The organism is Microbacterium sp. M1A1_1b, assembly GCF_053345565.1.
This window is the reverse complement of the sequence record NZ_JBKFAJ010000001.1, coordinates 275,935-288,483: the sequence shown is the minus strand read 5'-3', so window position 1 is coordinate 288,483 and position 12,549 is coordinate 275,935. Positions and strand designations below refer to the sequence as shown.

The 12,549-nt window shown below is 72.2% G+C and carries 13 protein-coding genes; 8 read left to right on the top strand and 5 right to left on the bottom strand.

Annotated features, from left to right (window positions below):
• The first annotated feature begins 57 nt into the window (after window positions 1-57).
• Window positions 58-1,116, top strand: a complete 1,059-nt coding sequence (gene trpD, locus ACLBWP_RS01315; protein WP_243563248.1) for an anthranilate phosphoribosyltransferase — start codon at window positions 58-60, stop codon at window positions 1,114-1,116.
• A gap of 147 nt (window positions 1,117-1,263) precedes the next feature.
• Here trpD and glpK read toward each other — a convergent pair whose 3' ends face one another.
• Both glpK and ACLBWP_RS01305 read right to left on the bottom strand, forming a co-directional pair.
• The gene (glpK, locus tag ACLBWP_RS01310) at window positions 1,264-2,775 is read right to left on the bottom strand and encodes a glycerol kinase GlpK (RefSeq protein WP_447653720.1); all 1,512 of its coding nucleotides are present in this window, start codon (window positions 2,773-2,775) and stop codon (window positions 1,264-1,266) included.
• A 71-nt stretch (window positions 2,776-2,846) separates the two neighbouring features.
• Window positions 2,847-3,569, bottom strand: a complete 723-nt coding sequence (locus ACLBWP_RS01305) for an MIP/aquaporin family protein (protein WP_447653719.1) — start codon at window positions 3,567-3,569, stop codon at window positions 2,847-2,849.
• 305 nt (window positions 3,570-3,874) lie between these two features.
• Between ACLBWP_RS01305 and dhaK the strand changes: the two genes are divergently transcribed.
• From dhaK to dhaM, 3 genes are read left to right on the top strand one after another with little or no spacing between them, the layout of a single operon-like run.
• Window positions 3,875-4,876 carry a dihydroxyacetone kinase subunit DhaK gene (dhaK, locus tag ACLBWP_RS01300; protein ID WP_243563245.1) on the top strand — a complete coding sequence of 334 codons (1,002 nt, stop codon included), beginning with the start codon at window positions 3,875-3,877 and terminating at the stop codon, window positions 4,874-4,876.
• Window positions 4,877-4,907: 31 nt separating this feature from the next.
• Entirely contained in the window at window positions 4,908-5,534 is a 627-nt protein-coding gene (gene dhaL / locus ACLBWP_RS01295) for a dihydroxyacetone kinase subunit DhaL (protein WP_243563244.1), read from the top strand.
• On the top strand, window positions 5,531-6,250 hold the full coding sequence (gene dhaM, locus ACLBWP_RS01290) for a dihydroxyacetone kinase phosphoryl donor subunit DhaM (protein WP_447653718.1): 720 nt from the start codon (window positions 5,531-5,533) through the stop codon (window positions 6,248-6,250). Before dhaL ends, dhaM begins: the two co-directional genes overlap by 4 nt.
• A gap of 30 nt (window positions 6,251-6,280) precedes the next feature.
• Here the strand turns inward: dhaM and ACLBWP_RS01285 are convergent, their stop codons facing one another.
• Window positions 6,281-6,841, bottom strand: a complete 561-nt coding sequence (locus ACLBWP_RS01285) for a TetR/AcrR family transcriptional regulator C-terminal domain-containing protein (RefSeq protein WP_447653717.1) — start codon at window positions 6,839-6,841, stop codon at window positions 6,281-6,283.
• Window positions 6,842-6,871: 30 nt separating this feature from the next.
• On the opposite strand from ACLBWP_RS01285, the gene ACLBWP_RS01280 reads away from it, so the two are divergent.
• Window positions 6,872-8,116: a beta-ketoacyl-[acyl-carrier-protein] synthase family protein gene (locus ACLBWP_RS01280; RefSeq protein ID WP_447653716.1), complete on the top strand. Its 1,245-nt coding sequence runs from the start codon at window positions 6,872-6,874 to the stop codon at window positions 8,114-8,116.
• Here the strand turns inward: ACLBWP_RS01280 and ACLBWP_RS01275 are convergent.
• Window positions 8,103-8,936 (bottom strand): helix-turn-helix domain-containing protein, encoded by an 834-nt coding sequence (locus ACLBWP_RS01275; RefSeq protein WP_243563240.1) that lies wholly within the window; start codon window positions 8,934-8,936, stop codon window positions 8,103-8,105. The two genes, ACLBWP_RS01280 and ACLBWP_RS01275, sit on opposite strands and share 14 nt — an antisense overlap.
• Before the next feature lie 101 nt (window positions 8,937-9,037).
• Here ACLBWP_RS01275 and ACLBWP_RS01270 point away from each other — a divergent pair, with 101 nt between their 5' ends.
• Entirely contained in the window at window positions 9,038-9,718 is a 681-nt protein-coding gene (locus tag ACLBWP_RS01270; RefSeq protein WP_447653715.1) for an SDR family NAD(P)-dependent oxidoreductase, read from the top strand.
• Between the two features lie 184 nt (window positions 9,719-9,902).
• On the opposite strand, the gene ACLBWP_RS01265 is transcribed toward ACLBWP_RS01270, so the two are convergent.
• The gene (locus ACLBWP_RS01265) at window positions 9,903-10,514 is read right to left on the bottom strand and encodes a copper resistance CopC family protein (protein WP_447653714.1); all 612 of its coding nucleotides are present in this window, start codon (window positions 10,512-10,514) and stop codon (window positions 9,903-9,905) included.
• 80 nt (window positions 10,515-10,594) lie between these two features.
• Here ACLBWP_RS01265 and ACLBWP_RS01260 point away from each other — a divergent pair, with 80 nt between their 5' ends.
• Both ACLBWP_RS01260 and ACLBWP_RS01255 read left to right on the top strand, forming a co-directional pair.
• Entirely contained in the window at window positions 10,595-11,635 is a 1,041-nt protein-coding gene (locus ACLBWP_RS01260) for an alcohol dehydrogenase catalytic domain-containing protein (RefSeq protein WP_447653713.1), read from the top strand.
• Between the two features lie 37 nt (window positions 11,636-11,672).
• On the top strand, window positions 11,673-12,536 hold the full coding sequence (locus ACLBWP_RS01255; RefSeq protein ID WP_447653712.1) for a pentapeptide repeat-containing protein: 864 nt from the start codon (window positions 11,673-11,675) through the stop codon (window positions 12,534-12,536).
• Window positions 12,537-12,549: the final 13 nt, after the last annotated feature.

The window sequence follows — 12,549 nt, the reverse complement described above, 5'->3', positions numbered from 1 at the left end:
CCGACAGTGTTTTGCCAGCCAACTGGCGGGTCGTTCGAAAACACTACGATCGTGGTCATGTCCGACCTCCTGACCTGGCCCGCCGTCATCAGCGCCCTCATGGCGCGCGAGGACCTGTCGATCAGGCAGTCCACATGGGCCATGGAGGAGATCGTCCGCGGACAGGCCACGCAGGCGCAGATCGCGGCCTTCGCGGTGGCCCTCCGCGCCAAGGGCGAGACCGTCGACGAGGTGGTCGGCTTCCGCGATGCCATCCTCGACGCCGCCGTCCCGCTGGACGTCGACCCGATGGCGCTCGACATCGTCGGCACGGGCGGGGACGTGGTCGGGACGGTCAACGTCTCGACGATGGCCGCGATCGTGATCGCCGCAGCCGGTGTGCCCGTCGTCAAGCACGGCAACCGCGCGAGCTCGTCGAAGTCCGGTTCGAGCGACGTGCTCGCCGCGCTCGGGCTCGACCTGTCGATGGACGCGACGCGTGTTGCGGACACCTTCCGGCGCGTCGGACTGACCTTCGCCTTCGCCAGCGCGTTCCACCCCGGGTTCGCCCACGCCGCTCCGGTGCGCCGTGAGATCGGCGTGCCGACCGTGTTCAACTTCCTCGGCCCGCTCGTCAACCCCGCGCGGTGCGAAGCGAACGCGGTCGGCGTCGCCCAGCTCGAGCTGGTGCCGATCATCACCGGCGTGTTCCAGACCCGCGGCGCGACGGCCCTGGTGTTCCGCGGCGACGACGGCCTCGACGAGCTGACCACCACGGGTCACAGCCACATCTGGGAGGTCACCGGCGGCCGCGTCACCGAGCACGACCTCGACCCGCGCGACCTCGGCATCGCCCGCGCCGTGACCTCGGACCTGCTGGGCGGTGAGCCGGCCGAGAACGCCGCGATCGTCCGTCGGGTGCTCGCCGGCGAGACCGGCCCCGTCCGCGACATCGTGCTGCTCAACGCGGCAGCCGGCCTGGTGTCCTTCCGCCTGGCCGAGGACCCGGCCGAGTGGGACCGGCCGATCCTGCAGCGCTTCCGCGAACAGCTCACGGTGGCCGCCCAGGCCATCGACTCCGGCGCGGCCGAGCGCAAGCTCGCCGACTGGGTCGGTGCCGCCCCGGCACAGCAGTAGCCGGGCGCGCGGCATGGGCGTTCCCAGGCCAGCAGCAGCAGCACGACCAGGGCGTCCCGAGGGGGTGCACCGGCGACACACCGGAGGCCCGGTGCCGGTCCCAGGGACCGGCACCGGGCCTCCGGTGCGGTGCGGTTCAGTGCAGGACTACTGCACGTCCTCGTCGACCCAGTCGAAGGTCTTCGTGACGGCCTTCTTCCACAGGCGGAGCGTGCGCTCGCGCTCGGCGGCGTCGAGCTGCGGCTCCCAGCGACGGTCTTCCTGCCAGTTGGCACGGAGCTCGTCGAGGTTCGCCCAGAAGCCCACTGCCAGACCGGCCGCGTAGGCGGCACCGAGCGCGGTGGTCTCGGCGACGACCGGTCGGACGACCGGCACGTTGAGCATGTCCGCCTGGAACTGCATGAGTGCGTCGTTGGCGGTCATGCCGCCGTCGACCTTGAGCTCGGTCAGGTCCACACCGGAGTCGGCGTTGACGGCGTCCAGGACCTCGCGGGTCTGGAGTGCCGTCGCCTCGAGCGCGGCGCGGGCGATGTGCCCCTTGTTGACGTACCGCGTGAGGCCGACCAGGGCACCACGCGCATCCGGACGCCAGTACGGCGCGAACAGGCCCGAGAACGCCGGGACGAAGTAGACGCCACCGTTGTCCTCGACGGTCTTGGCCAGGGCCTCGACCTCCGGGGCGCTGCCGATGATGCCGAGGTTGTCGCGCAGCCACTGGATCAGCGAGCCGGTGACGGCGATCGATCCCTCGAGCGCGTAGTGCGTGTCCTGGTCGCCGAGCTTGTAGCCGACCGTGGTCAGTAGCCCGTTCTCCGAGCGGACGATGTCCGTGCCGGTGTTGAAGATCAGGAAGTTGCCGGTGCCGTACGTGTTCTTCGACTCGCCCTTGTCGAAGGCGGCCTGACCGAACGTCGCGGCCTGCTGGTCGCCGAGGATGCCCGCGATCGGGACCTCGCGCAGCAGGTTCGACGACTCGACGTGGCCGTAGACCTCGGAGGAGCTGACGATCTCGGGGAGCATCGACTTCGGGACGCCGAAGTCGGCGAGGATGTCGTCACGCCACTGCAGCGTCTCGAGGTCCATGAACAGGGTGCGCGAGGCGTTCGTGACGTCCGTCTTGTGCACGCCGCCGTCGACGCCACCGGTCAGGTTCCAGAGGACCCAGGTGTCGGTCGTGCCGAAGAGCAGGTCCCCGGCCTCGGCCTTCTCACGGGCACCCTCGACGCTCTCGAGGATCCACATGATCTTCGTGCCGGCGAAGTAGGTCGCCAGGGGCAGGCCGACGATCGCCTTGTAGCGGTCGGTGTCACCGTCAGCGAGCTTGTCGACGATGGACTGCGTGCGGGTGTCCTGCCAGACGATCGCGTTGTAGACCGGCTTGCCCGTGGTCTTGTCCCACACGACCGCGGTCTCGCGCTGGTTGGTGATGCCGACCGCCGCGACGTCGTGGCGGGTGATGTCGGCGCGGGACAGCGCCTGGCCGATGACCTCACGGGTGTTGTCCCAGATCTCGGACGGGTCGTGCTCGACCCAACCGGCACGCGGGAAGATCTGCTCGTGCTCCTTCTGTCCGACCGAGATGATCGAACCGGAGTGGTCGAAGACGATGGCTCGGGTGCTGGTCGTGCCCTGGTCGATGGCGACGATGTAGTCGGCCATGGGTGCTCCTTACGGGTGTTCGGTGCCGGCCGGACCCGACGATGGGTCCGGCCGCCGTTGGCGGGTGGGGGTCAGGCGAGGGGGAGGAGCGCGTACGACAGCCCGGCGGCGATGGCGCCACCGACGAGCGGGCCGACGACGGGGACCCAGGCGTAGGCCCAGTCGCTCGAGCCCTTGCCCTTGATGGGCAGGAAAGCGTGGGCGATGCGCGGGCCGAGGTCACGGGCCGGGTTGATCGCGTAGCCGGTCGGGCCACCGAGGGAGACACCGATCGCGATCACGAGGAAGGCGACGGGGATCGCGCCGAGTTCCTTCGGGGTGCCGCCGTTGGTGAAGGCGATGACGACGAAGACCAGCACGAAGGTGCCGATGATCTCGGTCACCAGGTTCCAGGCGTACGAGCGGATCGCGGGGCCGGTGGAGAACACGCCGAGCTTGGCGGCGGGGTCGGGCTCTTCGTCGAAGTGCTGCTTGTAGGCGAGCCAGACGATGACGGCACCGATGACCGCACCGATGAGCTGGGCGAGCCAGAAGAGGAACATCTCGCCGACGGTGATGTTGCCGAGGATGGCCTGGGCCAGGCTGACGGCCGGGTTGAGCTGACCGCCCGACTTGTACGACACGGTCACACCGGCGAAGACGGCGAAGCCCCAGCCGATCGTGACCATGAGGAAGCCGGCGCCGAAGCCCTTGGACTTCTTGAGGGAGACGGCTGCGACCACACCGCCACCCAGGATGATGAGCATCGCGGTGCCGACGAGCTCGGACAGGAACTTGACGCCGATGTCGTCCATCGGTGACCTCCAGTGCTGTGAGAGGGGGTCCGGGCTGCTCCGGCACTCCCCATCGAGTGATTGGGGCGAGCATACTGCTGGGTTTTCACCCGGGGCGATGGACACGTGAGCGATCGACGGGAATCTGCACGAACGTGCAAGCGGGGTGTTCGCAGGCCCTCCCTGTGGCCGTCGCGGGCGTGATCCGCGATGCACGAACGTGCATCGCGAGGGAACACCCGCCCGTTGTAGATTGGCCGCACTCCGGACGACGTCGGCGGTGTGCTGACCTGTTCCGCGTGTGGAGACCCCGTGGAGGCCAGCTCATGAAGAAGCTCATCAACGACCCGCAGGACGTCGTCATCGAGACCGTGCGCGGGTTCGCCGCGGCGCACGCCGGTCACGTCGTGCTGGTCGAGGACCCGATCCACCTGCACCGCACCGACGCCCCGGTGGCGGGCAAGGTCGGCATCGTCAGCGGCGGCGGCAGCGGCCACGAGCCCCTGCACGCCGGCTTCGTCGGCGTCGGCATGCTCGACGCGGCCGTTCCCGGCCCGGTCTTCACCAGTCCGACCCCGGACCCGATCGTCGCGGCGACGAAGGCCGTCGACGGTGGTGCCGGTGTGCTGCACATCGTCAAGAACTACACCGGCGACGTGCTCAACTTCGAGACGGCCGCCGAGCTCGCCGGCATGGACGACGTGCGGGTCGAGACCGTCGTGGTCGACGACGACGTCGCCGTGCAGGACTCGCTGTACACCGCCGGCCGACGCGGGGTCGCGGGCACGGTCGTCGTCGAGAAGTGCGCGGGCGCCGCCGCCGAACGCGGCGACGACCTGGACGCGGTCGCGGCGGTCGCCCGCCACGTCAACGCGGTCACCCGCTCGATGGGCCTGGCGATCGCGCCCGGCACGGTCCCGCACGCGGGCGAACCCTCGTTCACCCTGGCCGACGACGAGGCGGAGCTCGGGATCGGGATCCACGGCGAACCGGGGCGCGAGCGCATCGCGATGGCCCCGGTCGACCAGCTCGTCGACCGCGTGCTCGAGCCGGTGCTGACCGACCTGGACGCCCCGGCCGGCTCGCGCCTGCTGCTGTTCGTCAACGGCATGGGCGGCACGCCCGAGTCCGAGCTCTACATCGTCTACCGGCGCGCCGCCGAGGTCCTGGCGGACCGGGGCTTCGAGGTCGCGCGTAGCTTGGTGGGCGACTACGTCACGTCCCTCGAGATGCAGGGCTTCTCGATCACCGTCACGGTGCTCGACGACGACCTGCTGACGCTCTGGGACGCTCCGGTCGAGACCCCGGCACTGCGCTGGGGCCGCTGAGACCGACACACCGCGCACGAAGGGACACGCATTGGCGCTCGACACCGCATGGGCCATCGACTGGGTACGCCGCACCGCCGCGACGATCGACGAGCACCGGGCCGAGCTCGTCACGCTCGATCGCGAGATCGGCGACGGTGACCACGGCGAGAACCTCGACCGGGGCTTCCGCGCCGTTGTGCAGGCGATCGACGCCGGGTCGTTCGACACCCCGGGAGCGGTCTTCAAGACCGTCGCGACGAAACTCATCTCCACGGTCGGCGGTGCGGCGGGTCCGCTGTTCGGCACCGCGTACCTGAAGGCCGCCCAGGCCGCGGGTGACGCGACCGAGCTGGACGCCGACACGCTCGTCGCCGTGTTGACGGCCGCTCGGGACGGGGTCGTCTCGCGTGGCAAGGCGGCCGTCGGTGACAAGACCATGATCGACGCCTGGACCCCGGCCGTCGACGCTGCGGCCACCGCGGCGGGTGCGGGGGAGTCGCCGGAACGGGTCCTCGCGGCGGCAGCCGACGCCGCGGTCACCGGTGCCGAGTCGACCGAACCGCTCGTCGCCCACAAGGGCCGTGCGAGCTACCTCGGCGAACGCGCCGTCGGCCACCGCGACCCCGGAGCGCAGTCGACCGCGTACATCCTCCGCGCCGCGGTGGACGCGGCGTGACCGTCGGCATCCTGGTCGTCTCGCACAGCGCGGCGATCGCTTCGGGGACCGTCGAACTCGCCCGGCAGATGGCCGCGGACGTCCCGCTCGTGGCCGCGGGTGGCACCGACGACGGCGGCATCGGCACCTCGTTCGACGCGATCACGGCCGGCATCGACGAGCTCGCCAGCGCCGACGCCGTGGTCGTCCTGTGCGACCTCGGCTCGGCGTACCTGACGACCGACACCGCGCTCGACTTCCTCGACGACGACCTGCGGGCACGCGTCCACGTGTCGGACGCCCCGGTCGTCGAAGGCACGGTCGCGGCTGCGGTCGCTGCACAGACCGGCGGCGACGTGCAGGCGGTGCTGGCCGCCGCGGCGACGGCCGCAGCGTCCGAGGCGGACGCGGGGGGAGCCTCCAGTCCGGACCAGACAGCAGGTCCTGCGGCGGTGACCGGAACCGCCACCGGTCCCGGCGTGGCCGCGTCCACGACCGTCGAGCTGGTCAACGAGACCGGCCTGCACGCCCGGCCCGCGGCCGAGTTCGTCAAGACGGCCGCTCGCTTCGACGCCGCCGTCCACGTCAACGGTGTCGACGCGAAGAGCCTGCTCGGCATCATGGCGCTGGCGCTGCCGAAGGGTGCGATGCTGACGATCGAGGCGACCGGGGACGACGCGCAGGACGCGGTCGACGCCCTGGACACCCTCGTCCGGTCGGGGTTCGGCGAGCACTAGCCCCCGTCGCGGGCCCCGTCGCGGTGACGGTCATCGGATGCTGATCGTCGCCGCGACGTCGACGTCCGAGGGGCCTCCGACGGCGCCCGCCGTGGCGAACAGCACCGCACCGAACACCGCGCTCCAGAACGTGCGTGCGTCGCGGGGGATCCCGTGTTCGCTCGTCCAGTCGTGCTCGGCGACGACCCGCTCGAGGTAGCGCTCGGACTGCCGGAACAGCACCGCCAGCAGCGTGCCCGTGCGCTCACGCAGTGCGTCGTCGTCCTGCGCGGTCCCGAGGGCGGCGACCAGCAGTCCGGTCGACGGCATCGCGAGGGCCGTGCGGGCCAGGACCTGGCGGAAGGCCTCGGGCGAGGACGCGCGGCGCCCCGCAGTCTGCAGCCGCGTCGTGTCGCGGAGGAACCGGACGAAGGCCGCGTCGACCACCAGCCGGTCCTTCGACCCGAAGTGGTGCGTGATCTGGTTCGGGTACACGCCCGCTGCCCGTGCAACGTCACCGACGGTCATCGCGCGGACACCCCGGTCTGCCAGCAGGTCGGCGGCCGCAGCCAGGATGCGCGCCCGGGTGGCCTGACCTCGTGTGCTTGCCATCCCCGAATTGTACGTGGTACAACTCAACTTGTGCAGCATACAAATCAGGACCGCGACGACATCGTCATCACCGGCCTCGGCGCCGTGTCGCCCTTCGGCCACGGCGTCGACCCGCTGTGGGACGCGCTGGTCGCCGGTCGGTCCGGCGTGCACGAGCTCGACCGCCCGGGGGACCTCTGGGCGTCGGTGCCGATCCGGGTCGGGGCGGACGCAGCGCTCGACGCCGATGCGGCGCTCGGACGGGTGCGCGCGCAGCGACTCGACCGCAGCCAGCAGCTCGCGCTCGTCGCCTCGGGGGAGGCCTGGGCGGACGCGGGGCGTCCCGACGTCGACCCGGAGCGGTTGGCCGTCGTGCTGGGCACCGGGATCGGCGGGATCGAGACGCTGCTGGACGCGCACGACGAACTCGGGCGGAACGGTGCGCGCCGGGTCTCGCCCCGGGCGGTGCCGATGCTCATGGCGAACGGCGCCGCGGCGCAGGTCAGCATCGAGCTCGACGCCCGCGCCGGTGCGTACACGACCGTGTCGGCGTGCGCGTCGGGGGCCGAGGCGATCGCCATGGCCGCGCGTCTGATCCGCACGGGCGAGGCCGACGTGGTGGTGGCCGGCGGGACCGAGGCCGCGGTGACCCCCGTGACGATGGCGTCCTTCGCGCAGTCCCAGGCGCTCGCGAAGCCCGACGGCGAGGACCCCACGACACTGTCCCGCCCGTTCGACCGCGACCGCCGTGGCTTCGTGCTGGGGGAGGGCGCCGGCATCGTCGTGCTGGAACGCGCCGTCCACGCCCGGGCCCGCGGCGCCCGGATCCACGCCGTGCTGGCCGGATGGGGCATCACCGCGGACGCGTTCCACATCACCGCACCGCGGGCCGACGGCTCCGGGCAGGAGCGCGCGATGACCCAGGCGCTGCGCATGGGTGGGCTGACCGGCAGCGACGTCGACCACGTGGACGCCCACGCCACCGGCACCCCGGTCGGCGACGCGAGCGAGGCGGCGGCGATCGCCCGGGTCGTCGGGCGCGGTGCGGTGGTCACCGCACCCAAGAGCGCGATCGGGCACATGTTCGGCGCGGCCGGTGCGGTCGAGACGATCCTGACCGTCCGGTCCCTCGAGACCGGGATCGTGCCACCGACGCTCAACCTGCAGCACCAGGACCCGGCGGCCGACCTCGACGTGGTGTCCGGCACCGCCAGGACCCTGCCGATCCGGGCGGCGCTCAACAACGCGTTCGGGTTCGGCGGGCAGAACGCGTCGCTGCTGCTCACCCGGGCGTGAGCTGCTGCAGTCCCGTCACGCGCAACAGGTCGAGCCGTGCGGCCGACTCCGACCCGGGCACCACGGTGTAGACGACGATGCGCAGGTCGCCGCCGGTCACGGTCAGGGTGTCGCAGTCGACCTCGATGCCGCCGACCGGCGTCCGGACGGTCTTGCGGCTCGCCCGGTGCTCGGCCACCCGGGCGACGGCCCAGCGCCGCTCGAACTCCGGCGACTCCCGACGCAGCCGTGCCACCAGGTCGGCCAGGGCCCGGTCGCCGGGGTAGCGGCCGAACGCCAGGCGCAGGTCGGCCACCAGGTCACCGGAGAACTCCTCGTGGTGGTCGTCGTCGTACTCGACGCCCTCGTGGCCGGCCGTGAAGTACCGCCACACCAGGTTGCGGTCGAGGCCGACCAGCCGCGCGGGGTCGCCGTTCATCGCGGCCCACAGCTCGTTCCACAGCAGGATCTCATGGGTCGCCGTGAACACCGCCAGCGGCACGTCGCCGAGTCGGTCGATCAACCGCTGCACGCCCGGGGTGATGTGCCGCGGCACCACACCACGCGACGGGGGAGCGGCATCGGCGACGCGGAACAGGTGGTCACGCTCCTCGGTGGTCAGGCGCAGCGCGGTCGCCAGCGCACCGAGCAGCTGGGGCGACGGGTTGACCGAGCGGCCCTGCTCGAGCCGCACGACGTAGTCCACGCTGACACCGGCGAGCGCCGCGAGCTCTTCGCGACGCAGACCCGGCGTCCGTCGACCGGGGCCGGCGGGCAGCCCCACCGCCTCGGGGGTGACACGGTCGCGCCAGGCGCGCAGCACGGTCGCGAACTCGTCCATGCGACCATCCTGCCGCCCGACAGCGGATGTCGGGTGGTACTCCGGGTCCCACCGTCGACGGGCACCTGGGAGCGGCGGGTCTTGCGGGGCATGGTGGGCACATGACCACGACACTCATCACCGGAGCCAACCGCAGCCTGGGGCTCGAGACCACCCGCCGCCTGATCGAGGCCGGCCACACCGTGTACGCCGGCATGCGTGACACCGCGAACGGCGACGAGGCCCGGGCCCTCGGCGCGCACGTCGTCCAGCTCGACGTGACCGACCAGGACAGCATCGACGCCGCGGTCGCGTCGCTGCCGTCGCTCGACGTCCTCGTCAACAACGCCGGCGTGCTCGGCACCTCGTTCGGCGTCGACGACCTGGACGCCGCCGCGATGGCGTCGGTGCTCGACACGAACGTCACCGGGATCGTGCGCGTCACGCAGGCGGCGCTGCCCGTGCTACGTGCGTCGTCCGCGCCGGTGATCGTCAACGTCGCGTCCGGGGTCGGGTTCGCCCGGTGGCTCACCACGCCGGGGCACGACGAGTTCGCCGTGCCGTCGATCCCGTACGCCGCGTCGAAGGCCGCGGTGATCGTCCTGACGCTGCAGTACGCCAAGAACCTGCCGACTTTCCGCATCAACGCGAGCGACCCGGGCTACACCGCGACGGAGTTCAACGGCTTCGGAGGACACCAGACCGTGACCGAGGGCACCGATGCCACCGTCGCGCTCGCGACGCTGGGGGCCGACGGCCCGACCGGTGAGCTGCACGACCGGAACGGCCGGGTCGCGTACTGACGTCGGGGCGGACGGGAGGCGCGGTGCGGGCCGGCACCGAGCCTCCCGTCCGGTGGGTGCGCGCGTCCGTGACGCTGGCGGTGCGTTGATGCGTTGGTGCGTTGGTGCGTCGGTGCGTTGGTGCGTCGGTGCGTCGCCGACGCTCTCGACGCGTCGGTGACGCGGAACCCGATCGGTGGTCGCGTCAGTCTTCGTCGGGTGCGCGGCGGCGGCGCGATGCGGCGACCACCACGACCGCTGCCAGCAGGACGAGGGCGCCACCGCCGGCCCACAGCGCCGGGGCGACCGGGACCGGAGCATCGGCGGCGGCGCTCGGCTCGGCCGTGGCCTCGATCGTCACGTCCGTCTCGGTCGCAGTGGAGCCGGGTCCGGCCGACGCGCTCGGCGTGCTCGTCGGCGCCGCTTCCGGCAGCGCGACCGTGAAGCCGAGCTGCCCCGTGATCGGGTGCCCGTCGGGGGAGACGTACCGCCACAGCACCGTGTAGGCACCGTTGTCGGGGGTGACGGCCTTCGACATCGTCGTGCCGTCGACCAGTACCTCGCCGGTGGAGACGTCCTGTCCGGCGGCGTCGCGCACCTCGATGCGCAGACCGGCGTCGAGGCCGGTGAGCGGCGCCTCGGAGAACGTCAGGTCGACGCGGTCGATCGGCTCGGTGAGGGTCTGACCGTCGGCCGGGGTGCTGGCGATGAGGGCGGAGTGCGCGTCGGCACGATCGGCGACGACCAGGCCGGTGAGTGCGACGACGATCGCCACGACGGACATCCGGACGCTGCGGCGGACCGCGGTGGGGGACATGCGCCGATCCTAGTTCGGCGTGCTGGTCGGTGCCGCCGACCCGGCTGGGGCGGGCCGCGCTTGGGTGGCAGGATGAGCGGATGCGCGCAGTCAGCTACTCCGAGTTCGGTGCCACTCCCGAGGTCGTCGAGATGGACCGTCCCGTGTGCGACGCCGACGGCGTGGTCGTCCGCGTCGCCGCCACGGGCGTGTGCCGGAGCGACTGGCACGCCTGGCGCGGACACGACGACTCGGTCCACCTGCCGCACGTGCCGGGGCACGAGTTCGCCGGCACCGTCATCGCCACCGGCGACGCGGTGCGGGCACACGCCGTGGGGGACCGGGTCACCGCGCCGTTCGTCTTCGCCTGCGGCACCTGCGACCAGTGCCGGTCCGGTGCCACCCAGGTGTGCACCAACCAGCAGCAGCCGGGGTTCACGCTATCCGGGTCCTTCGCCGAGGAGCTCGTCGTGCCGCACGCCGACGTGAACCTCGTCGCGCTGCCCGACGCCGTGCCGTTCGTCGACGCCGCCGGGCTCGGCTGCCGTTTCGGCACCGCCTACCACGCGCTGCACGCACGGGGTCGGGTCGCCGCCGGGGAGCACGTCGTCGTGGTCGGGTGCGGGGGCGTCGGACTGTCGGCGATCATCGTCGCCGTCGCAGCCGGCGCACACGTGATCGCGGTCGACGTCTCACCCGGAGCCCTCGAGCGCGCCCGGGCTCTCGGCGCCACCACGGTCGTGTCCGGACCGGACACCGTCGACCAGGTCCGGCGCCTGACCGACGGGGGAGCGCACGTCTCGGTCGACGCGTTCGGCAGCCGGGCGACCTCGGTCACCGCCGTGGCCACGCTCCGCCCTCGCGGACGGCACGTGCAGGTCGGACTGCTGCTCGACGACGAGGCAGCCCCGGCGATCCCGATGGGCCGGGTCATCGGCCAGGAACTCGAGCTGCTCGGCAGCCACGGCATCTCCGTGGGGGAGTACGCCGCCATGCTCGACGACATCGTCGCCGGACGGCTGCGGCTCGACGCCACGATCGGGCAGACGATCACCTTCGACGAACTGCCCGCGGCGCTGGCGGCGATGGACCGTCCCGCCACGTCGGCCGGCATGACCGTCGCCGTGCTGGACGCCCGGTGACACCGTGCGCCCGTGACACCGTGCGCCGGGTGACATCGTGACACGGACCCGGGTCGAACTCGGCCGCCGCGAGGACCTGGGCGCCGACTGCGCGAACTGCTTCGGGCTGTGCTGCGTCGCGCTGGCGTTCGCGAAGTCGGCGGACTTCCCGTTCGACAAGGACGCGGGGGAGCCCTGCACGAACCTCGACGACCAGGACGGCTGTCGCATCCACCCGCACCTGCGCGACCGTGGCTTCGCTGGGTGCACCGTGTTCGACTGCTTCGGCGCCGGACAGAAGGTGTCGCGCTCGGCCTTCGCCGGGCGGTCGTGGCGCGACGACCCGGCAACCCGCACCGCCATGTTCGCGGTGTTCCCGGTCGTGCGACGGCTGCACGAGCTGCTGTGGTACCTCGACGAGGCGATCCGGCTGGTGTCGGGGTCGCGTGACCCGGCACCGTGGACGTCGGCGTTCGACCGGGTACGGGCGCTGAGCGATGCGGATCCGGAGACGCTGACGGCGCTCGACGTCGATGCGGAGTACGACGCGGCGCGGGCGCTGCTGGTCGAGGCGAGCGAGATCGCGCGGTCGGGTGCGGTCCGTGGTGGGTCTACAGCTGTGCGGGCCCAGGGGAGCCGGGTGCGTGGTCCTGGCAGCGACCTGGCGGGAGCCGCCCTGCGCGGCGCTGACCTGCGCGGCCAGTCGCTCCGCGGCAGCATCGCCATCGGCGCAGACCTGCGCGATGCGCAGCTGGGTCGGTGCGACGTGCTCGGCGTGGACCTGCGCGGGGCCGACCTGTCCGGCGCGGATCTGGTGGGCGCGGTCTACCTGACGCAGCCGCAGGTCAACAGCGCCCGGGGGGACACGCGCACGCGGTTGCCCGAGGGGTTCGCGCGGCCGTCGCACTGGACGGAAGACTGAAGGCGCGCCGACG

What these genes read in the sequence shown, in the direction of transcription:
- trpD (WP_243563248.1), top strand. Translation starts at nt 58, where the DNA reads ATGTCCGACCTCCTGACCTGGCCCGCCGTCATCAGCGCCCTCATGGCG.
- glpK (WP_447653720.1), bottom strand. Translation starts at nt 2,775, where the DNA reads ATGGCCGACTACATCGTCGCCATCGACCAGGGCACGACCAGCACCCGA.
- ACLBWP_RS01305 (WP_447653719.1), bottom strand. Translation starts at nt 3,569, where the DNA reads ATGGACGACATCGGCGTCAAGTTCCTGTCCGAGCTCGTCGGCACCGCG.
- dhaK (WP_243563245.1), top strand. Translation starts at nt 3,875, where the DNA reads ATGAAGAAGCTCATCAACGACCCGCAGGACGTCGTCATCGAGACCGTG.
- ACLBWP_RS01285 (WP_447653717.1), bottom strand. Translation starts at nt 6,841, where the DNA reads ATGGCAAGCACACGAGGTCAGGCCACCCGGGCGCGCATCCTGGCTGCG.
- ACLBWP_RS01275 (WP_243563240.1), bottom strand. Translation starts at nt 8,936, where the DNA reads ATGGACGAGTTCGCGACCGTGCTGCGCGCCTGGCGCGACCGTGTCACC.
- ACLBWP_RS01270 (WP_447653715.1), top strand. Translation starts at nt 9,038, where the DNA reads ATGACCACGACACTCATCACCGGAGCCAACCGCAGCCTGGGGCTCGAG.
- ACLBWP_RS01265 (WP_447653714.1), bottom strand. Translation starts at nt 10,514, where the DNA reads ATGTCCCCCACCGCGGTCCGCCGCAGCGTCCGGATGTCCGTCGTGGCG.
- ACLBWP_RS01260 (WP_447653713.1), top strand. Translation starts at nt 10,595, where the DNA reads ATGCGCGCAGTCAGCTACTCCGAGTTCGGTGCCACTCCCGAGGTCGTC.